Below are 19,895 nucleotides of genomic sequence, written 5' to 3' on the forward strand. Positions count from 1 at the left end.
ATTATGCGTTGGGTTGCCAAACTTATTGCTTCTGTATTACTGCTTGGCGGACTGAGTATTGTGGCACTTATCGTCTTGCTGCAAACCCGCTATGCCACTCCCATACTCAACCATACCCTCGCCTTTTTCTCCCACTATCAGTTAGCTGAAACACAATTACACTATGATATAAAACAACCACTACAAATAACGCTTCAACCACTCACTGTAAAAAAGGCGAATAAAACCTTATTGTCAGTTGACAGTATCACTCTCGAACTTTCATCACGTTCATTACAAACGCAGCGTCTGGTGTTTTCCAATGTCATTATTGATGGGATCGATTTACATCATCAGCAATGGGATAAATTTGAACAACTCTCAGCCTTTTCTATTGATCGTTTAGCAATTAATGATCTCTCAATAGCCACTCCCGCGATAACAATCAACCATGCACAGCTTCAAATCGATAATTGGCAATATATTGATCCTCAGCAACCTTGGTGGCTGCAATTTAGCGGGCAGTTTCAATTAAGCGTTCCGCAAATAACATGGCACAATCAAACGCTAGAAAATCTGTTATTAAACGGGACAAAACAGAAGCAACAGTGGCAACTGACAGGATTTTCAGGGAGATGGCAACAAGCGAACTTTAATGGTACGGCAAACTATAACAGTGACACCCAGTTATTAACGTTAGATCAACTCACGCTAACCAACCTTCGCATCCAACAATCACAACCATTAGCCGCATGGCCGCAATGGTTAGCAGATGCCACACCCGTTCGTCATATCATGATTAAACGCGCTGACGTTTTAGATAGTAGTATTGAACAACCTATTTGGGCTGCTGATAATATTAGTTTGTCATTAGAAAACTGGTCATGGCCTAACAGTTACTGGCAACAAGATAACGCCCATTTATCTGTGAGTGCCAGTAATGCGAAATGGCACGATATCGTATTTGAACAACCGATCGTTGAGCTGAATTTCATGCCGGAAAAGATCAACAGTCAGGGTATTTCGGCTCAGTTACTCAATGGTTATATACGTATGGATGGTGACATTTCACCTGACAAGATCAAACTAAAAAAATTGTTGGCCTCAGGAATAAAAGGCTTTCTTCCTCCACACTGGTTCCATACAACAAAAACATTAACCTCAAGGCTATCAGAGCTAACTATCGATAAGCTTGATATCAATAATATACAGTTAACATCAACAGACACTCAGCTACCGTTTCAACTCGCCGGGATCAACATTGATGGTAATGGTGTAGTAGTAAAGCATCAGCATCAATGGGGCTTATGGCAAGGCAACCTTGATACCAGCCTTAGCTTTGCCAGCATCAACCAAATTGTTTTTATCGATCCGATTGTAGAAATGAGCAGTGCCAATGGCGATTGGGCGATCAATAAATTTGTCTTACCTTTTACTGATGGCATGCTAACAGCTAATGCGGATATTCAATTAGCACAACAAGGTCAGCCTTGGTCTCTTTCTATCTCTAGCGATAGTGTTCCCGCTGCTCTCATTTATCGTTGGTTCAAATTACCACTGCCATTAAACGGTAAAATTGACGGAACATTACACGCACAAGGATTAGCAAGTAATCGCCAAAGCTTCAATTACAGTTTATCTGGACAAACCGCTCTCACCTTTAGAGATATTCATTTAGATAATATTGCACCAACCCAATTACTCACTCATTGGAAAACAAAAGGGAATTTACTCGGTACGGTATTAGGTAGCAGCAATGAAAATAGCGATAGTAATGCTCAAGCATTAATACTATCGCCACTGAATATCACGGCTGAAAGGGGAAGAATTACCATTCCTACTTGGCTCGCAAGCAATGATAATTTTAGCCTATCACTCACCAGTCAATGGGATCTGGCGATCCCAACACAGCAACAACTGGAGTGGGTATTAAAGGAAAACTGCCAACAAGTCGATCGTCGTTGGCATGCCGATCAAATAGAAGTGAATTCGTTTTCAACGTGTAGCGGCAAGATCAAATAAGTACCGGTAAAACTGGAAGCAACTTTACCACCGCTATACACATTCACATCGACACTGATACGACCTTTACGACCTTTCGCTAAGCGATCAATATCACCACGTAAGTTTTCTATGGTGCTCACCGCTTTAGGTCGTTCAGTCACAGGTGCTGAATAGCGGATATGGCTATCAACCAAAATGATATTGCCCTCTAATCCACGTTCTTTCAGCAATAACCAAATAAAACCCCAGCCCGCTAAGGTTGCCATGGTAAAAATGCTCCCCGCAAACATAAACTCATTGGGGTTTAAATTAGCATTAAACAGCGCACTCACTTCAAAGCGATAACCTGTGTATTGGTTGATTTTTATCCCCATTTTATCGCTGATCGGGATCTGTTGTTGCCACAGTGTTTGTAACTCCTGACACCATTCAGGATGACGCACAACTTCATTTAATGGCTCTAGATGTTTCAGCATTTGTTGGTGACGAACAGGACCTCGTTCATCACTCAATTCACCTTCACTGGCAAAACCATTTTTTAAATAAAAAGGAATAGCATCTTCACGGGCATTACACACCATCCGCTTAGCACCGTCTTGCCTTGCGAGTGACTCTAAAGCCATTAAAATTAAGCCACCTAAACCATGGCGGCGAACATTAGGATCAACCGCCATGTAACGTACTTGTCCCTCATTATCAGGCGTTAAATATAAACGCCCAATCGCCACCACCTGATCACGATTATTGATGATCATACGATGTTCACTCAATTCATCATACGCATCACGTTCAGAGCCTTGTGGCATCTGCCAAGGTTCACGCAACATCCGCCAACGAAAATGGTAATAGCTCGCCAACTGCTCATCTGTTTGAGGCGTCACTAATCGAAACATGAATTCCCTCTCTTTCCATTCTCGGTTTATGGTGTATATCTGATACTAATGTGATTTTCTAGACTTGTAGCCAAAACGTCACTGGACCATCGTTATTTAGTGCTACTTGCATATCGGCAGCAAAGATACCCGTTTCAGTTTGAATTTCTTTTACCTTACATTGTTCGACAAAATATTCATAAAGACGTTCAGCATCAACAGGTGCAGCCCCACTCGAAAAACCTGGCCGCATACCCTTTTTAGTATCCGCCGCTAACGTAAATTGTGAAACCACCAACACACTGCCACCCGCCTGCTGCACGTTTAAATTCATTTTGCCATCGTCATCACTAAAGACACGGTAACCGAGCACTTTATCACGCAGCTTTTGTGCTTTTGCTTCGTCATCACCTTTTTCAACGCCTAACAGCACTAACAAGCCTTTGCCAATCGCGCCAGTGATCTGTCCATCCACCGTCACGCTAGCCTCAGTAACTCGTTGGATCAGTGCAATCATTTTTCTTCCTCTTTCATATTCTGCGACGTGTCATCCGATTTTTGCTCTGTCGGTAATGATAACTGATTCGCCTGATCCCAAAAACCACGCTCACCTAAACTAGCTGTGATCTCTGCGCCCAGTAAAACAATGCACCAACATAAATAAATCCAAACAAATAAGATAGGAATTGCAGCTAAGGCGCCGTAAATCATCTGATAAGAATGAAAATGCGCGAGGTAAATCGCAAAACCTTTCTTACTTAGCTCAAATAAAATACTCGCACTTAGACTACCAATCAGTGCATGGCGGAACGTCACTTTACCATTCGGCACTAATAAGTAGAGCAATAAAAATGCCAAGCTAGACATAAGAGAAGGAAACCAGCGTAAGGACTGCTGTAAAAGGCCGTGTAATGCTTGATGTTCAAGCAATGCCAGTGAACCAAGGTAAGAGCTTACCGCAATACTAGAACCCAACAGAATCGGTCCTAACGTTAAAATCATCCAATAGATTGAAAATGAAATAACCCAACGACGTTTCTGTTTAATTCGCCAGATATAATTTAACGAGGTATCTATTGATGAAATCAACATCATGGCAACCACAAACAAAGCCGCAATACCGACAGCCGTCATTTTGCCAGCATTAGAAACGAACTCATTTAAGTAGGTTTTCACGACCGCGCCAGCCGCTGGTACGAAATTCTCGATCACAAAGTTTTGTAATTGCTCACCGAGTCCTGCAAATACTGGCACTGCTGATAACGCCGAAATAACAACAGTAATGAGCGGCACCAGTGATAATAAAGTGACATAAGCCATTGAGCCTGCGGTAACCGTTAAACGATCATGATTCACTCGCTGGATTAAATACGAAAAATAATCCATCATCAGATGGATTTTGGGACCTAATTGCAACTTCGCCATTGGTTTGTTGTCAGCCTTATAACTTTGTTCTATTAATCTTATACACATTGTGAAAAGGCTTTCATTTTTTTGCCTTTTCTCAACTCTTTATTTGCGTCTTATCAATCAATTCTCTCTTGTTAGAACAAACGTTAAGATTGATTTATTTCAGCGCAGCATGCCTTACTAGGAGCATAACATGCCTTATTTTCTTGCTATTTTACTTAGCGTTAGCTTACTTTCAGGCTGTCAATCAGCCTATTACTCAGCGATGGAGCAAGTTGGCGTCCACAAACGTGACATCATGGTTGATCGGGTAGAAGACGCCAACGCAGCACAAAAAGATGCACAACAGCAATTTACCAGTGCGCTTGAAGGGCTTAAAGCATTAAATAATTTCAATGGTGGTGAGTTAGAAGCCGCATACAATGACGTTAATGATCAATACAAAGACAGTGAAGCAGCAGTAAATAAAGTCAAAGATCGTATCGCTGCTATTGAAGATGTGGCTGATGCATTGTTTGAAGAATGGAATGACGAGCTTGCGCTTTATAAGAGTGCAACACTGAAACGTGATAGTGCAAACAAGCTACGCGCTACCAAAGTACAGTATCAAAAAATGCTATCTGCGATGAAACGTGCAGAGCAAAAAATGGAGCCGGTGTTAGATACTTTGCGTGATAACACATTATACCTAAAGCATAACCTAAATGCTGCCGCCATTGGCTCACTACAAGGTGAGTTCAACTCACTGCAACGCGAGATCCAACAAGCAATCCGCGATATGAACAGCGCTATTGCAGAATCTAACCGCTTTATTGGTCATCTAAAGAAATAAGCTATCGACAAGGTGAGTCAGCGCCAGCGGCTCACCATTGCTTTCCCCTAATGTCCCAGTCCGACACTTATCTTCAGCCATTCGCCACAATCCCCCCATATTTCCACCCTTTCAGATACAACAATCCCCCGATTGTTACCAACCGAGGGATTGCTTAATAACTAATGAAATTAATCAGTAATTACTTTGTACGACCAGCACGCTTACGATCGTTTTCAGTAAGAAGTTTCTTACGAATACGGATGCTTAAAGGTGTCACTTCTACTAGTTCATCGTTATCGATGAATTCTAGTGCTTGCTCAAGTGTGTACTTGATAGCAGGAGAAAGAGTTTGCGCTTCGTCAGTACCAGAAGCACGAACGTTTGTAAGCTGCTTACCTTTCAGGCAGTTAACTGTAAGGTCGTTAGAACGGTTATGAATACCGATGATCTGACCTTCGTAAACTTCGTCTGCGTGCTCAGCAAATAGACGACCACGCTCTTGTAGGTTAAACAATGCATAAGTCAGTGCTTTACCTGTTGCGTTAGAAATCAATACACCGTTGTTACGTTGACCGATAGTACCGCCCTTGTGAGGACCGTAGTGATCAAACGTATGGTAAAGAAGACCTGAACCTGAAGTCAGTGTCATGAACTCAGTTTGGAAACCGATAAGACCACGAGAAGGCATCATGAAGTCCATGCGAACACGGCCTTTACCATCTGGTGCCATATCAGTTAGCTCACCTTTACGAAGACCGATATTTTCCATGATACCGCCTTGGTGCTCTTCCACCACGTCGATTGTCACAGTTTCAAACGGTTCCATTAGCTGGCCGTCTTCTTCTTTGATGATAACTTCTGGACGTGATACTGCTAGCTCGTAGCCTTCACGACGCATATTTTCGATCAGGATAGATAGGTGAAGTTCACCACGGCCTGATACGCGGAATTTATCTGGGTCAGCTGTTTCTTCAACACGTAGTGCAACGTTGTGTACTAGTTCTTTTTGAAGACGCTCTAGGATGTTACGTGAAGTAACGAACTTACCTTCTTTACCAGCAAACGGAGAGTTGTTTACTTGGAAAGTCATAGTAACTGTTGGCTCATCAACAGAAAGAGGCGTTAGCGCTTCAACACAGTTCTGATCACAAATAGTGTCAGAAATCTTAAGCTCGCCAAGACCTGTGATTGCAATGATGTCGCCCGCTTTCGCTTCTTCAACTTCATGACGCTCAAGACCTAGGTAACCTAGAACTGTACCTACTTTACCGTTACGCTTAGAACCGTCAGCACTTACGATAGTGACTTGTTGGTTAGCTTTCACTGTACCACGAGTAATACGCGCAACACCGATAACACCAACGTAAGAGCTGTAATCTAGCTGAGAGATTTGCATCTGTAGTGGGCCATCAACATCTACTGAAGGCGCTGCAACGTTATCAACGATAGATTGGAACAATGGTTCCATGTTCTCGCCAGTTTCGCCTTCTTCTAGTGTTGCCCAACCGTTTAGTGCTGATGCGTAAACCACTTGGAAGTCTAGTTGTTCGTCAGTTGCACCAAGGTTATCGAATAGGTCAAATACTTGATCCATAACCCACTCAGGACGTGCACCTGGACGGTCAATCTTGTTGATAACAACGATTGGCTTAAGACCGTATGCAAACGCTTTTTGCGTTACGAAACGAGTTTGAGGCATCGGGCCGTCAACTGCATCAACGATAAGCAATACAGAGTCAACCATAGACATGATACGCTCTACTTCACCACCGAAATCGGCGTGTCCAGGGGTATCTACGATGTTGATGCGGTAGTCATTCCAGTTGATTGCTGTGTTCTTAGCAAGAATGGTAATGCCACGCTCTTTCTCGATATCGTTAGAATCCATCACACGTTCTTCGGCTTCGCCGCGACCCTCTAACGTGCCAGACTGCTGTAGAAGTTTATCAACCAAGGTAGTTTTACCATGGTCAACGTGAGCAATAATTGCGATATTTCTTAATTTATCGATCGATTGATTAGACATTAGTTTCACATTCACTCAGAACATGCAGCATCTTCACTAGAGGCTACTTGATTAAAAAAACGGCTCATAATTTAACAGATTTTACGCCAAAACCCACGAAATATGTGATTTATATCACCAGCTTTTTTATGACCATGCTCTAGAGCCGCATTTTTACTCGCTTTTTGGCCTGATTTTATTTTTTTGAACCCTTCTATTCAGACCATAAATCCCCACTTAACCCTGTTTTCTCACTCCCTACGGATAAAAACATCATTAGAGGTACACAGTTCTCCTTTAATAATAAAAACTCTTTTTTAAGGAGATTATGAATTGACAATAATTTTTAACATCGCGATAGTAAGCATGTTCTATTATTGTTAATGACACATTGCCGCACCAAAATGGTGCACCAATGCATCAAGATAGTGCAAAAATGGATTAATTAAGCTTTAGCAATGCGTAAAAACCGCATTCTTAAAGCTTTTAAAAATTGGCATGGTTTTCGCTTAAGAACATTCAGAACTGCTCATTCTCAGAAATGAGCAACACTAGATTTGCGGCCATGCCCTTATATAACACCGGAGGTTACTCAAGATGTCAGTAGAAAACGTACTAGCGCTGATCCAGGAAAATGAAGTTAAGTTTATTGACCTACGTTTTACCGATACAAAAGGTAAAGAACAGCATATCTCGATCCCATCTCATCAAATTGATGCTGATTTCTTCGAAGAAGGTAAAATGTTTGATGGCTCTTCAGTTGCAGGTTGGAAGGGTATCAACGAATCAGACATGGTAATGATGCCTGACGCATCAAGCGCGGTACTAGACCCATTCACTGAAGACGCTACGCTAAATATCCGTTGTGATATTTTAGAGCCAGCAACAATGCAAGGTTACGACCGTGATCCTCGCTCTATCGCGAAGCGTGCAGAAGAGTTCATGCGTTCAACAGGTATCGCAGACACTGTTCTTATCGGCCCTGAGCCAGAATTCTTCCTATTTGACGATGTTAAGTTTAACACTGACATGTCTGGCTCTTTCTTCAAAATTGATGACGTAGAAGCTGCATGGAATACCGGTTCTGATTTCGAAGGCGGTAACAAAGGTCACCGTCCAGGTGTTAAAGGCGGTTACTTCCCAGTAGCACCTGTTGATTCATCACAAGACATCCGTTCTGCTATGTGTTTAATCATGGAAGAAATGGGTCTAGTTGTTGAAGCTCACCACCACGAAGTAGCAACAGCAGGTCAAAACGAAATCGCAACACGTTTCAACACGCTAACAACAAAAGCGGATGAAATTCAGATCTACAAGTATGTTGTTCATAACGTTGCACACGCATTCGGTAAAACAGCAACCTTTATGCCTAAGCCACTAGTAGGTGATAACGGTTCTGGTATGCACGTTCACCAATCACTAGCAAAAGATGGTGTAAACCTATTCTCTGGTGATAAGTACGGCGGCCTTTCTGAAATGGCACTTTACTACATCGGTGGTATCATCAAGCATGCGCGTGCAATCAACGCATTTGCTAACCCTGCTACGAACTCATACAAGCGTCTAGTTCCAGGCTTTGAAGCTCCAGTAATGCTAGCTTACTCTGCGCGTAACCGTTCAGCGTCTATCCGTATTCCTGTAGTACCAAGCCCTAAAGCACGTCGTATCGAAGTACGTTTCGGTGATCCAGCGGCTAACCCATACCTAGCATTTGCTGCAATGCTAATGGCTGGCCTTGACGGTATCCAGAACAAGATCCACCCAGGCGAAGCGATGGATAAAGACTTGTACGACCTACCAGCAGAAGAAGCAGCTGAAATCCCAACAGTTGCAGAATCGCTACAAGGCGCATTACAAGCACTAAGCGACGACCGTGAGTTCCTAACGTCTGGCGGCGTATTCTCTGATGACTTCATCGATTCTTACATCGCACTGAAATCTCAAGACGTTGAGAAAGTAAACATGACAACTCACCCACTAGAGTTTGAACTTTACTACTCTGTTTAAGTAATCACTTAATTACTAAACATTAAATACTTAGGCCTGCTTCACAAGCAGGCCTTTTTGATCTTGTTGTCACCCGCAAACCAACGACAATAATGAATCTTATTCACGACCACTCTTGTTCGTGCAAACAAACTTGGAGTTAACGGATGAAACTCTCTCGTTTTTTTAATCTACTCAGCCCAATTTTTATTACCCTAATATGGACCGCTGCGAGTTCAGCCCAAGCCTCTACCATCTACTCATGGACAGATGAAAATGGCGTGGTGCACTTTACCGATCAACCTCAAACCCCCGATGCCACTGCTTACCCTTTAAGCGTGACAGAAGTCAGTGGCAATATTGAACAAACCGCAGATACTATTGACACTCAAACCACTGATATTACCGTGGTAGAAGAGCCAGCAAAAACCATTACAACCGTCAGTTTAGTTTCGCCTATGCATGAGCAAACCATCCGCAATAACGAAGGTATCATCAATATTCATGCGGTCACCAACAGCAAACTTAACAATCAAACCCAAGCACAATTAGTATTAGATGGCGTGGTGAAAGGCGAGCCTCAAACGGAACTCACTTGGACATTAGATAACATTGATCGTGGCAGCCACCAATTACAAATTCAACTAGTTAAAGGCGGCAAGGTTATTGCATCGTCAGACAGTATTACCGTTTATCTGCATCGAGCCACAGTGAAGGCGAACAAGCCAATGCCAGTACAGCCTCGCTAATCCACAGTTTCACCAATTAACAGTGCCCGATCAGCAATAAACAGGTTACACTCAGATGCACCAATTTGGTGCATTTGACCTAAATAAGCCTATTGATGGTTTAGGTAATCAACAAGGATGCTGATTGTGACTACCGCTTTTACCCCTATAATTATTGATAACCTTGTTACTGCAATCATTTTACTGGATGAGCACTTAACGATTCGTTATGTCAATCCTGCCGCAGAACAACTGTTATCGTCGAGTAAGCGCCGTTTGCTGGGCATTACGTTACCAGAGTTATTACAGTATTCATCTCTTGATCTCGATTTAATCGCAGCCACACTGCAAAGTGGTCAAGGCCTAGCTGATAGCGATGTCGCTTTTGTGATTGATGAACAGCGTCAACTTCTCAGCTTGAATGCCAGCCCTATTTCGTGGCAAAAAAATCTTTTCGTGATGCTGGAGCTTAAACCTATCGATCAACAACGTCGTATTAGCCAAGAGCTCTCTCAATTAGCTCAGCAGCAAGCAGCGAAAGAATTAGTGCGAGGGTTAGCTCATGAGATAAAAAACCCACTAGGTGGCTTAAGAGGCGCTGCACAGCTACTTGAAAAAGCACTACCCGACCCTAGTTATGTCGAATATACCCAAATGATTATTGAGCAAGCCGACCGATTACGTAATTTGGTCGATAGGTTATTAGGCCCGCAACGGCCAGGCATCAGAAAGACCGATAATATTCATCTCGTATTAGAAAAAGTACGTCAGCTGGTCATACTGGAAAACGACAATAACCTTGTGATTGAGCGCGACTACGATCCAAGTCTGCCCGAGATTGAAATGGATACCGAACAACTCGAGCAAGCCTTACTCAACATTGTCAGTAACGCCGCTCATGTTCTAAAAAAACAAAATGGCGGGATCATTAAACTCAAAACTCGCACAGCCCATCAAGCCTTGATCCAAGGCAAATACGCCCGTATCGCCGCGAAAATTGAAATTATCGATAATGGTCCGGGGATCCCAGCAGAAATCCAAGACACCTTATTCTATCCAATGGTAACCGGTAATGCTGATGGCACAGGGTTAGGGCTATCGATCTCGCAAAACTTAATAGACCAACATAACGGCAAAATTGAAGTGATTAGCTGGCCAGGACACACCAACTTTACGATCTATTTACCAATACAATAATAACGATAGGAGAGTAACGTATGAGCAAAGGATTAATTTGGGTTGTCGATGACGACAGCTCTATTCGCTGGGTAATGGAAAAGACACTTATAACAGCAGGCATGAAGTGTGAAACCTTTGCCAATGCCGATAGTGTACTTGAAGCGCTAGAGCGTAATGTCCCTGATGTATTGGTCTCTGATATTAAAATGCCGGGAACAGATGGCTTAACGTTACTAAAACTCTTACAACAAGATTACCCACTATTACCGGTGATAATCATGACGGCACATTCAGACTTAGATGCCGCTGTGAACGCCTATCAACGTGGGGCATTTGAATATCTCCCTAAGCCATTTGATATTGATGAAGCCGTAAGTTTGGTTGAGCGTGCGGTTAGTCATAGCCAAGAGCAGAAACGTCAACAGCAACCAGAAACAGAAATAAAAGCAGTACCTGAAATTATCGGTGAAGCCCCTGCTATGCAGGAAGTTTTCCGTGCTATTGGTCGCCTTTCTCGCTCATCCATCTCGGTGTTAATTAACGGCGAATCTGGCACAGGTAAAGAGCTTGTCGCTCACGCTTTACATCGCCATAGCCCACGCAGTAAAAATGCTTTTATTGCCCTGAATATGGCCGCTATTCCCAAAGACTTGATTGAATCAGAACTGTTTGGGCATGAGAAAGGCGCATTTACTGGCGCCAACAGTGTTCGTCAGGGGCGATTTGAGCAAGCCAACGGCGGAACACTGTTTCTCGATGAAATCGGTGATATGCCATTAGATATTCAAACCCGTTTACTGCGTGTCTTAGCGGATGGGCAGTTTTATCGTGTCGGTGGACACTCTCCCGTTAACGTCGATGTCCGTATTATTGCAGCAACGCACCAAAACCTAGAGCGTCTTGTCGCAAGTGGTGATTTTCGTGAGGATTTGTTTCACCGCTTAAACGTTATTCGGGTGCATTTACCGTCTCTAAAAGATCGTCGCCAAGATATCCCTCAACTGGCGCGCCACTTCCTGCAACGCGCGTCCAACGAGTTAGGGGTCGAAGTCAAAACCCTGCACCCTGACACGACCGAACAACTAGCAGCACTGGATTGGCCGGGTAATGTTCGCCAACTAGAAAATATTTGTCGCTGGCTTACTGTCATGGCCAGCAGCAGTGAGGTTTTACCTAGCGATCTCCCCCCTGAGTTACTGGAAAATAATCAAACCACTTTATCAACTCAGCAAGAGAATCAACATTGGCAACAAGGCCTACAACAATGGGCAAAGCAAGAATTGCAGCAAGGTAATGAAAACCTATTAGCAGAAGCCCTACCTGAGTTTGAAAAAATCTTACTCGAGACGGCGCTACAACATAGCCACGGTCATAAACAAGAAGCGGCTCGATTATTAGGTTGGGGAAGAAATACCCTTACCAGAAAACTCAAAGAGCTAGGTATTAACGACTAATCATCGCTATATAATATCGAGTAGCAGGTGAAGGCGATCACATTTAGCTGCAACGATTATGTTCACGTTATACACTTTGCTTATACTTAACGCTCAGTTTTCATCGGAATAATCATAATGATCAACAAGCATCTTCCTTTAACGGATCTACACCGTCACCTTGATGGCAACATTCGCCCTCAAACTATCCTAGAACTTGGCCAGCAATTTAATATGGCGCTACCAGGCCATGATCTAGAAAGTTTACGCCCACACGTTCAGATCGTTGAAGCTGAACCTAGTCTTGTAGCCTTTTTGTCAAAGCTAGACTGGGGGGTTGCAGTATTAGGCGATCTCGATGCTTGTCGTCGTGTCGCTTATGAAAACGTTGAAGATGCCTTGCATGCACAAATTGATTATGCCGAACTACGTTTCTCACCTTACTACATGGCAATGAAGCACAACTTGCCGATCGCAGGTGTGGTTGAAGCCATTATTGATGGAGTAGAAGCTGGTTGTCGTGACTTTGGTATCAAAGCGAACTTAATCGGTATAATGAGTCGCACCTTTGGTGTTGAGGCTTGTCAGCAAGAGCTTGATGGCTTACTAGCCCACAAAGATAAATTGGTCGCTATTGATTTAGCCGGTGATGAATTAGGTCAGCCTGGCGCGCAATTTAACCCACACTTTAAACAAGTTCGTGATGCAGGTTTACGTGTAACCGTTCATGCTGGTGAAGCAGCCGGCTCTGAAAGTATGTGGCAAGCCATTAATGAGCTAGGCGCGGTACGTATTGGTCACGGTGTAAAGGCAATTCAAGATCCAAAACTGATGGATTATCTAGCAGAGCATAAAATTGGTATTGAATCGTGCATTACCTCAAACATTCAAACCAGTACTATTAGCAATATCAAAGATCACCCTATCAAGCCATTCCTCGAGCATGGCATTTTAGCCTGCCTCAACACTGACGACCCTGCCGTTGAAGGTATTGAATTACCTTACGAATATGAGGTAGCAGCACCCGCTGTTGGATTAAGCCAAGCGCAAATCGAACAAGCACAACGCAATGGCTTAGAGATCGCCTTCTTGAATGAAAGCGAGAAACAAGCACTTCGCGAGATGGCAGCACAACGTAGTTAATCACTCACGCGATAAAAATCAGATAACAAAAAGCCCCATTCCAGCATTGCTCGAATGGGGCTTATTATTTAATCCAAGAAGATTAAATCACTCGTGAAAACTGCTGTTTGCGAGCGCGATCACGTAAGTATTTATCGAAACACATACAAATATTACGGATCAATAAACGTCCCTTCAGCTCAACGAAGATATGTTGCTGATCCACCGCTACTAACTCATCATCAATAAAGGTCTTTAAAAGCTCTAAATCTTCAGCAAAATATTGATCAAAATTGATATTAAATTCCGCTTCAATCGCTTTCTTATCAAGCTGGAAATTACAAATGAGGGCTTTGATCACTTCACGACGCAGTAAGTCGTCCGCATCGAGCGAAACCCCTTTCCACAGTGCGTTTTGTTTTTCTTCAATATCGCGGTAGTAATGCTTTAACTCTTTTTGGTTCTGTGCGTAGCAATCACCAATCATAGAAATAGCGGATACACCCATACCTAATAAATCACACTCACCTTGAGTGGTATAACCTTGGAAATTACGGTGCAGAATCCCTTCACGCTGGGCAATGGCTAATTCATCATCCGGTTTGGCAAAGTGATCCATACCAATAAATTGGTATCCTGCCCCCGTCAACGTTGCAATGGTATCTTGCAGAATACCTAATTTTTCTTTGGCACTCGGTAATAGCTCTTCGCTGATCTTACGCTGTGCCGCAAACAATTTAGGCATGTGGGCGTAGTTAAACACCGATAAACGCCCCGGATTCATCGCCAGTACTTGCTCTAATGTTTTCGCAAACATTTCACGATTTTGTAGCGGTAAACCATAAATCAAATCAAGGTTCGTTGAACGGAATCCCAATTCACGTGCACGCTCAACCATCGCAAAGATAAACGCTTCATCTTGCTCACGGTTAACCAGTTTTTGCACGTCTTTATTGAAATCTTGCACCCCGATACTTAAGCGATTAAAGCCTTCACTGCGAAGGTGATCAAGAATATCGAGTTCAATTTCACGCGGATCGACTTCTATGCTGATCTCAGCATCATCATCAAAATTAAACGCTGCACGCAAACTATTCATTAAACGACTGATCTGCGCTGCAGTAAGGAACGTCGGTGTACCACCGCCCCAGTGCAATTGACTCACTTGGCGATTGCCCAATAAAGTCGCACGTTGTTTAATTTCTTGTTCTAGCTTATCCAAGTAGTCATCCGCTTTATGCTGATGACGGGTAATGATTTTATTACAGCCACAGTAGTAACAAAGCTTATGACAAAATGGGATATGAATATAAAGCGATAGCTTACGATCAGGATATTGCTTACATGCCATCTCAAATTCAGCAGACGTGAACGCTTCATTAAACTCTAATGCAGTTGGGTAAGAGGTATAACGCGGGCCTGAGTAGTTATACTTTTCAATCAGGGCCTGATCCCAAATAATCTGCTCATTTGACATGACATATTTCCAATATTGTAGGGAGAATAAAGAGTTAAACGTGTAATGATAGTAAGACGAATAACACTTATAGTTTATAAGACAATACAGCCATCGCCTAATCAGATTAGACGATGACTGTAATCGTTCAGATCAAGTCATTAAGACTTCGTAGACAGGATGGCATCCAGTTCGATCGCAATAGCTTCTTGTAATCGAGTTTCAGCCTTCATTCGCTCCAGATCAAAGCGCATTCGAGCACGTTTCTCTGTTTGTTGACGCGCTTCACCGCGAGGCATATCTTTTACTACCTCATACAGCTCTGTAATAGCTGGATAAGTGGCTGCAAAATCAACACTCTTATCAGCCTGTAGCGCTTCCATCAACTTATACAAACGAATCGCCGCTTCAGACAAATCACATTGTCCTTGCTTGGTCGCTGCGGCAATCACATAAACGCTCTCTAAAATCGTATTATTACGCGTTTCTATCGCCTCTTTTTGCTGTTGTTCAGCACGGGCTAAAAAAACTTTATGGCGTTGATTTTGTTGGTATAGCTTAACAAGTAGCGTGCCCGCATAAATACCAAGCGCGGTTACAATTGTGCCACCAATAACAAGCAGAAGCGTCAAATCCTGCAACGGTTACTCCTTACCGAATTTATCTAAATCCATCTTTTCAAATTGATCGAGTAAATCATCATCAGACTTAACCGCTGGGCGGTACTCATCTTCCTCGAACAATTCAACTTCATCTTCTTCCATCAAACCAAGCTGCTTCATAAGCTGCTCAATACGATCAAGTTTTTGGTCGACTTGTTTCTGTAAGCCTGCACCTAACTTTTCACCAGCATCTAAGCGATCAAGAAGAACCATCAGCTGCGCATCATTTTCAAGCATTGCTAATTCTTGCTCTGCTGACATACGGCGTTGCTGTTTGGTCATTGGCTTTTTCGGCTCAACAATCAAAGGAATTGGTTTTTTACTACCAAGACGTGGGTCTTTTTTCTGCGCGGCATTACGCTGCTTAGTTTCTTCAACGGCAGAATGGCGACTACCAGTTTTTAAGCCTTTACGCTTTTTCGCTTTCTGGCGCTGGCGAGATTCGATCTCTAATTGGTTCGGCGTTTTATCGCGGTATACCGCTGGGCCTTCAGAGCCAATCTTACGGCCTCTTTTTTTACGGGTCATTACTGGGTTTTCCTCAGCAAAATCACATCATTTCCAACAAACTCAACTTCTAAGCCATCACGTTGCGCTAAAAAGCGGAACGTATCGCGACTAAAGAAACTAACGTGGGTTGGATCGTTCTTGTAATGCCAACGTGTAAACGCTTCGGCATCGGTTGCTAGCTTTGTCATCAACCCCAGCCATCCGCCAGGTTTAATCATACTCAGCAGCAGCCCCCATTCCTTCGCAGGCTGATTAAAATGTTCTATGGCTTCGGTACACGTAACAAAGTCATATTGACGCGTTAATACACTAGGATCAGGTGCAAAATATGGATCATAAATCGCCATATTATATCCCATTTCGTCCAACATAATGGAAAGTGTTGGACCAGGACCGCTGCCAAAGTCTAAACCATCTAATGGCCCAGCCGGTAAACGTTCCACTAATGGTGTCGCTAAACGACCTAAAAATTGGCGATAACCCATATCATCTGGATTATTTTGATGTTGATCATAAACGGCTTTTTCTTGTTCTGGCGATAACTGAGCCTCAGGATCAGCAAAAATTAACGCGCATTGCTGACAACGAAAATAGCAGCGATTTTTATCTTCAACAAATACTCCATGCTGTTCACTATGGCACAGTGGACATGGCTGCATGATCACTTCTCCGGTGTTGCCGATTATTAGCAAAATCGGAACTGGTGTAAAATCGAGCGGGCTATTCTATACCCAATCGCGGTCAAGATGTAGTTTTGCCGACAAATTGTGCAAGTTTATCTGTAAATACGATAATGATAGATAAAAGATCAACAAGTTAACTTGTTTATAATGCAGATAGAAAAAGAGGGGAAAAGAAAAAAGCGATAGGCTTGCACCTATCGCTCTATATGTAAGCCACTGGCTTATATTCTGTCTAGTCATCCTAACTAGCGTGTAACGTCCCGGTTAAGCAACGTTCCCTTTGTTATTAGTGCTTTCCTTGCGAACTTGTTGTTCGTCATCATCCTGATGAGTTTTACTCTTCCGTGTCCTGTCCATAGTAATTCAACTCGTCCTGAGTTGGCGTTCCATTTCGCTTACTATCATCCTGATAATAATGCCACCATCCTTGTGAGCACGTTATCCATAACGTACCACTTATTGCGACGACATCATGTCGTTGCAAAATCTTATCCGTAAGTGTCTTCCTGACAATCCAATACGCTTCTTGCGTCAACCCTAGTCATCCTAACTAGACGTCCTGTGATCCTTTGAGCTCCTGCTCATGCCATCCTAGCGTTTCCATCCCTTGTCGCTTTCCCTGTCGACACGAGATAATTTACAGTAACCAAAAACTGAAACAATGTACCGATATCACACTTTTAAAAGCACAAACCACTAAAAAAACGCAAACCATTGTTATTGAAGGATAATGTATTTTTATCTGCAAAATTTCGAGCTAAAACAACCCTCACAAATGGCAGATCTCTTACAAGCTGTTGAGCAAATAAGACAGAAGTAAAAATAGTCTTGCTGAATGAAACACTAAAAGATATAAAACGATAACTATCAGGCAATAAAAAAGCAGCCTTTAGGCTGCTTTTTTTCAATTCGGATCAAGCGATTTTAGTGCAAGCCGCCGACATATTGTGACAACGCATTAATTTCATCATCACTTAATTTTGCAGCAACCGAACGCATCATCGCGTTCATATCATTAGCACGGACACCTGAACGGAACTCTTCCAGTTGAAGTTTTACGTATTCTGCATTTTGACCAGAGATCTTAGGGAATCCAGATAAGCTCGTACCATTGCCACGAGGACCATGACACGCAATACAGGCAGCAATACCACGTTCAGTATCGCCAAAACGATAAAGTTGTTGCGCGACTTCAACGGATTCTTTGGGGGAAGTATTATCTGATATAGGCAGAGAAGCATAATATACTGCGATATCTGCGATATCTTGATCAGAAAGGGCCATGGCCATTCCTCCCATAACAGGATTATTACGTCCCTGTTTTCCGCCGGTAGCCATTGCCTGTTTGTATTCTTTTAATTGCTTTTCAAGATATTTAGGATGCTGTCCAGCAAGCTTCGGGGATTGCTGCATCAATGCTGCATTGCCATCTGTACCATGGCAGGCGGCACACGTTACAGCTTTCAGTTTACCTGCTTCGATGTTGCCTTCTTCAGCCGTGGTCGAATAACTAGCAAGAAGGCTTAATATTAATATTAATTTCTTCATGACATTCCGTTTATAATTATAGGGCTTCCACTACCACAAGTAATGCTCACTTACATAGTATACAATACGATCACAAACCAAGCTCGGTTTCACATATTTTACACATCTTCACATAAAAGCAATCAGTCGACTACATGAAGACTGGACGGAGTTAACAGTGAATCAACCTCTCAACTACAGAAATACAAGTTTTATCACAAGTGCGCCAGATATTCGTCACTTGCCGCAAGATGCAGGCGTTGAGATTGCATTTGCTGGTCGCTCTAACGCGGGCAAGTCGAGTGCGCTAAACCGCTTAACCGATCAAAAAGGGTTAGCGCGTACTTCAAAAACGCCTGGTCGTACTCAACTGATCAATATGTTTGAAGTGGTTCAAGGCTGTAACCTTATCGATTTACCGGGTTATGGTTTTGCACAAGTCCCTCTTGAAATGAAATTAAAATGGCAGAAGTCGCTAGGAGAATACCTTCAGCGTCGTGAGTGCTTACAAGGCCTTGTGGTATTGATGGATATCCGTCATCCGATGAAAGATCTTGACCAACAAATGATTAATTGGGCACTTGAAAGCCGTTTACCTGTGCTGGTCTTACTGACTAAAGCAGACAAGCTAAAAAGTGGTGCTCGTAAAGCACAGGTGCTAAAAATCCGCCAAATGACTAAAGAGTTAGAAGGTGACGTACAAGTTGAAGCTTTCTCTTCGTTAAAAGGTATTGGCGTCGATCAAGTTCGCCGTAAATTGGATGAGTGGTACGCACCAGAGCTAGAGCGCCAACGTGTGCTTGCCGGTGGTGATGATGCTTTCCCTGAGCAAGTAGAAGAAGACAACGAGTAAAATACGTTGTTTATATAGCTCTAAGGATTGGAGCTATAAAAGTTCCCCACCATCTCGGTGGGGCAAATTAAGAGAGAAACAGGAGGTATTTTAGTTTTGTGCAACAAACAATAATGATTTCCACTCTTAGTGCAATCCCTTCCCTTTATATGACTCAACTTACATGTTTTTTTGCGACTCTCGACCATATTCCCCTCTGAATTCCGATATAAATATTGCTTACCCGCCTCTACTTAGTACATTATTTTCTTAACAAAATAACAACATAAAATGTTAATAAACCATGTTTAGTTCTGGAAGTTTATTACAAACACATTTAACCAAAAAAAGAGCAAAAAAAAACCACTCCCAATAGTGTAGGAATGGTTATTTCATGGATTTGTTGAACGGCTGATAATGTCATCAGCACTGACAGCAAATATGAACAAGAAGCTGTTTTTAGTATAGCGACTGTTTTTATTTTTTAAAGTATTTACTCTAAAAAAATAACAACTAAAAAGAAAATTTAAGAGAAAAAGGCGAACAAACAAGCCAAAAAGATCAAATAGACCAATGAACGACCATAATTTGATTAGTAATTAGCTAAATAGAGAGAAACGAAAAAGAAAGAAATAATCAACAGACAACAAAGAAAGGTATAAACGGAGAGAAAAAATTTTCGAGCGCACAATA

At 42.6% G+C, this 19,895-nt stretch carries 17 protein-coding genes; 8 read left to right on the forward strand and 9 right to left on the reverse strand.

The features are described from left to right. Positions 1-3 precede the first annotated feature (3 nt). Positions 4-2,001 (forward strand): AsmA family protein, encoded by a 1,998-nt coding sequence (locus tag C9J46_RS14670; RefSeq protein WP_107291113.1) that lies wholly within the window; start codon positions 4-6, stop codon positions 1,999-2,001. Here C9J46_RS14670 and C9J46_RS14675 read toward each other — a convergent pair. From C9J46_RS14675 to C9J46_RS14685, 3 genes are read right to left on the reverse strand one after another with little or no spacing between them, the layout of a single operon-like run. Continuing rightward, the gene (locus C9J46_RS14675; RefSeq protein WP_107207782.1) at positions 1,953-2,876 is read right to left on the reverse strand and encodes a bifunctional GNAT family N-acetyltransferase/hotdog fold thioesterase; all 924 of its coding nucleotides are present in this window, start codon (positions 2,874-2,876) and stop codon (positions 1,953-1,955) included. The genes C9J46_RS14670 and C9J46_RS14675 overlap by 49 nt on opposite strands. 58 nt (positions 2,877-2,934) lie before the next feature. Next, on the reverse strand, positions 2,935-3,372 hold the full coding sequence (gene dtd / locus C9J46_RS14680; protein ID WP_045084559.1) for a D-aminoacyl-tRNA deacylase: 438 nt from the start codon (positions 3,370-3,372) through the stop codon (positions 2,935-2,937). Continuing rightward, complete coding sequence (locus tag C9J46_RS14685) at positions 3,369-4,280, reverse strand: virulence factor BrkB family protein (protein WP_107207783.1); 912 nt, start codon at positions 4,278-4,280, stop codon at positions 3,369-3,371. The genes dtd and C9J46_RS14685 overlap by 4 nt, the downstream gene beginning before the upstream one ends. A 178-nt stretch (positions 4,281-4,458) precedes the next feature. Here C9J46_RS14685 and C9J46_RS14690 point away from each other — a divergent pair, with 178 nt between their 5' ends. Next, positions 4,459-5,097 carry a DUF2959 domain-containing protein gene (locus tag C9J46_RS14690; RefSeq protein ID WP_107207784.1) on the forward strand — a complete coding sequence of 213 codons (639 nt, stop codon included), beginning with the start codon at positions 4,459-4,461 and terminating at the stop codon, positions 5,095-5,097. A gap of 181 nt (positions 5,098-5,278) precedes the next feature. On the opposite strand, the gene typA is transcribed toward C9J46_RS14690, so the two are convergent. Then, entirely contained in the window at positions 5,279-7,105 is a 1,827-nt protein-coding gene (typA, locus tag C9J46_RS14695; protein WP_107207785.1) for a translational GTPase TypA, read from the reverse strand. Positions 7,106-7,681: 576 nt separating this feature from the next. Between typA and glnA the strand changes: the two genes are divergently transcribed. From glnA to add, 5 genes are all read left to right on the forward strand, one after another. Next, positions 7,682-9,091, forward strand: a complete 1,410-nt coding sequence (gene glnA / locus C9J46_RS14700) for a glutamate--ammonia ligase (protein WP_005372511.1) — start codon at positions 7,682-7,684, stop codon at positions 9,089-9,091. 146 nt (positions 9,092-9,237) lie between these two features. After that, complete coding sequence (locus C9J46_RS14705) at positions 9,238-9,819, forward strand: DUF4124 domain-containing protein (protein ID WP_107261161.1); 582 nt, start codon at positions 9,238-9,240, stop codon at positions 9,817-9,819. A 126-nt stretch (positions 9,820-9,945) separates the two neighbouring features. Beyond that, the gene (gene glnL / locus C9J46_RS14710; RefSeq protein ID WP_107207787.1) at positions 9,946-10,995 is read left to right on the forward strand and encodes a nitrogen regulation protein NR(II); all 1,050 of its coding nucleotides are present in this window, start codon (positions 9,946-9,948) and stop codon (positions 10,993-10,995) included. Positions 10,996-11,015: 20 nt separating this feature from the next. Next, a complete protein-coding gene (gene glnG, locus C9J46_RS14715) occupies positions 11,016-12,431 on the forward strand; it encodes a nitrogen regulation protein NR(I) (RefSeq protein ID WP_107291114.1) in 1,416 nt (471 codons plus the stop codon). A 117-nt stretch (positions 12,432-12,548) separates the two neighbouring features. Beyond that, the gene (gene add / locus C9J46_RS14720) at positions 12,549-13,553 is read left to right on the forward strand and encodes an adenosine deaminase (protein WP_107261165.1); all 1,005 of its coding nucleotides are present in this window, start codon (positions 12,549-12,551) and stop codon (positions 13,551-13,553) included. An 82-nt stretch (positions 13,554-13,635) separates the two neighbouring features. On the opposite strand, the gene hemN is transcribed toward add, so the two are convergent. The 5 genes from hemN to C9J46_RS14750 all read right to left on the reverse strand — a co-directional run bounded on the left by hemN (position 13,636) and on the right by C9J46_RS14750 (position 18,391). After that, positions 13,636-15,009, reverse strand: a complete 1,374-nt coding sequence (gene hemN, locus C9J46_RS14725) for an oxygen-independent coproporphyrinogen III oxidase (RefSeq protein ID WP_107291115.1) — start codon at positions 15,007-15,009, stop codon at positions 13,636-13,638. A gap of 140 nt (positions 15,010-15,149) precedes the next feature. Continuing rightward, positions 15,150-15,629, reverse strand: a complete 480-nt coding sequence (locus tag C9J46_RS14730; protein ID WP_107207791.1) for a DUF2489 domain-containing protein — start codon at positions 15,627-15,629, stop codon at positions 15,150-15,152. A gap of 3 nt (positions 15,630-15,632) precedes the next feature. After that, complete coding sequence (gene yihI, locus C9J46_RS14735; RefSeq protein ID WP_045084567.1) at positions 15,633-16,178, reverse strand: Der GTPase-activating protein YihI; 546 nt, start codon at positions 16,176-16,178, stop codon at positions 15,633-15,635. After that, positions 16,178-16,819 (reverse strand): class I SAM-dependent methyltransferase, encoded by a 642-nt coding sequence (locus C9J46_RS14740; protein WP_107207792.1) that lies wholly within the window; start codon positions 16,817-16,819, stop codon positions 16,178-16,180. Before C9J46_RS14740 ends, yihI begins: the two co-directional genes overlap by 1 nt. A gap of 948 nt (positions 16,820-17,767) precedes the next feature. After that, positions 17,768-18,391, reverse strand: a complete 624-nt coding sequence (locus C9J46_RS14750; protein WP_107207794.1) for a cytochrome c — start codon at positions 18,389-18,391, stop codon at positions 17,768-17,770. Between the two features lie 157 nt (positions 18,392-18,548). On the opposite strand from C9J46_RS14750, the gene yihA reads away from it, so the two are divergent. Then, positions 18,549-19,223, forward strand: a complete 675-nt coding sequence (gene yihA, locus C9J46_RS14755; RefSeq protein ID WP_105061451.1) for a ribosome biogenesis GTP-binding protein YihA/YsxC — start codon at positions 18,549-18,551, stop codon at positions 19,221-19,223. Positions 19,224-19,895 lie beyond the last annotated feature (672 nt).

It is taken from the genome of Photobacterium sp. GB-36 (assembly GCF_003026135.1).
In the GTDB taxonomy this organism is placed as follows: domain Bacteria; phylum Pseudomonadota; class Gammaproteobacteria; order Enterobacterales; family Vibrionaceae; genus Photobacterium.

Bases quoted from the DNA above. Each gene is read 5' to 3' on its own strand.
- glnG (WP_107291114.1), top strand. From the start codon at position 11,016: ATGAGCAAAGGATTAATTTGGGTTGTCGATGACGACAGCTCTATTCGC.
- typA (WP_107207785.1), bottom strand. From the start codon at position 7,105: ATGTCTAATCAATCGATCGATAAATTAAGAAATATCGCAATTATTGCT.
- glnA (WP_005372511.1), top strand. From the start codon at position 7,682: ATGTCAGTAGAAAACGTACTAGCGCTGATCCAGGAAAATGAAGTTAAG.
- yihI (WP_045084567.1), bottom strand. From the start codon at position 16,178: ATGACCCGTAAAAAAAGAGGCCGTAAGATTGGCTCTGAAGGCCCAGCG.
- hemN (WP_107291115.1), bottom strand. From the start codon at position 15,009: ATGTCAAATGAGCAGATTATTTGGGATCAGGCCCTGATTGAAAAGTAT.
- C9J46_RS14685 (WP_107207783.1), bottom strand. From the start codon at position 4,280: ATGGCGAAGTTGCAATTAGGTCCCAAAATCCATCTGATGATGGATTAT.
- dtd (WP_045084559.1), bottom strand. From the start codon at position 3,372: ATGATTGCACTGATCCAACGAGTTACTGAGGCTAGCGTGACGGTGGAT.
- C9J46_RS14675 (WP_107207782.1), bottom strand. From the start codon at position 2,876: ATGTTTCGATTAGTGACGCCTCAAACAGATGAGCAGTTGGCGAGCTAT.
- C9J46_RS14690 (WP_107207784.1), top strand. From the start codon at position 4,459: ATGCCTTATTTTCTTGCTATTTTACTTAGCGTTAGCTTACTTTCAGGC.
- C9J46_RS14750 (WP_107207794.1), bottom strand. From the start codon at position 18,391: ATGAAGAAATTAATATTAATATTAAGCCTTCTTGCTAGTTATTCGACC.
- C9J46_RS14705 (WP_107261161.1), top strand. From the start codon at position 9,238: ATGAAACTCTCTCGTTTTTTTAATCTACTCAGCCCAATTTTTATTACC.
- add (WP_107261165.1), top strand. From the start codon at position 12,549: ATGATCAACAAGCATCTTCCTTTAACGGATCTACACCGTCACCTTGAT.
- C9J46_RS14740 (WP_107207792.1), bottom strand. From the start codon at position 16,819: ATGCAGCCATGTCCACTGTGCCATAGTGAACAGCATGGAGTATTTGTT.
- C9J46_RS14670 (WP_107291113.1), top strand. From the start codon at position 4: ATGCGTTGGGTTGCCAAACTTATTGCTTCTGTATTACTGCTTGGCGGA.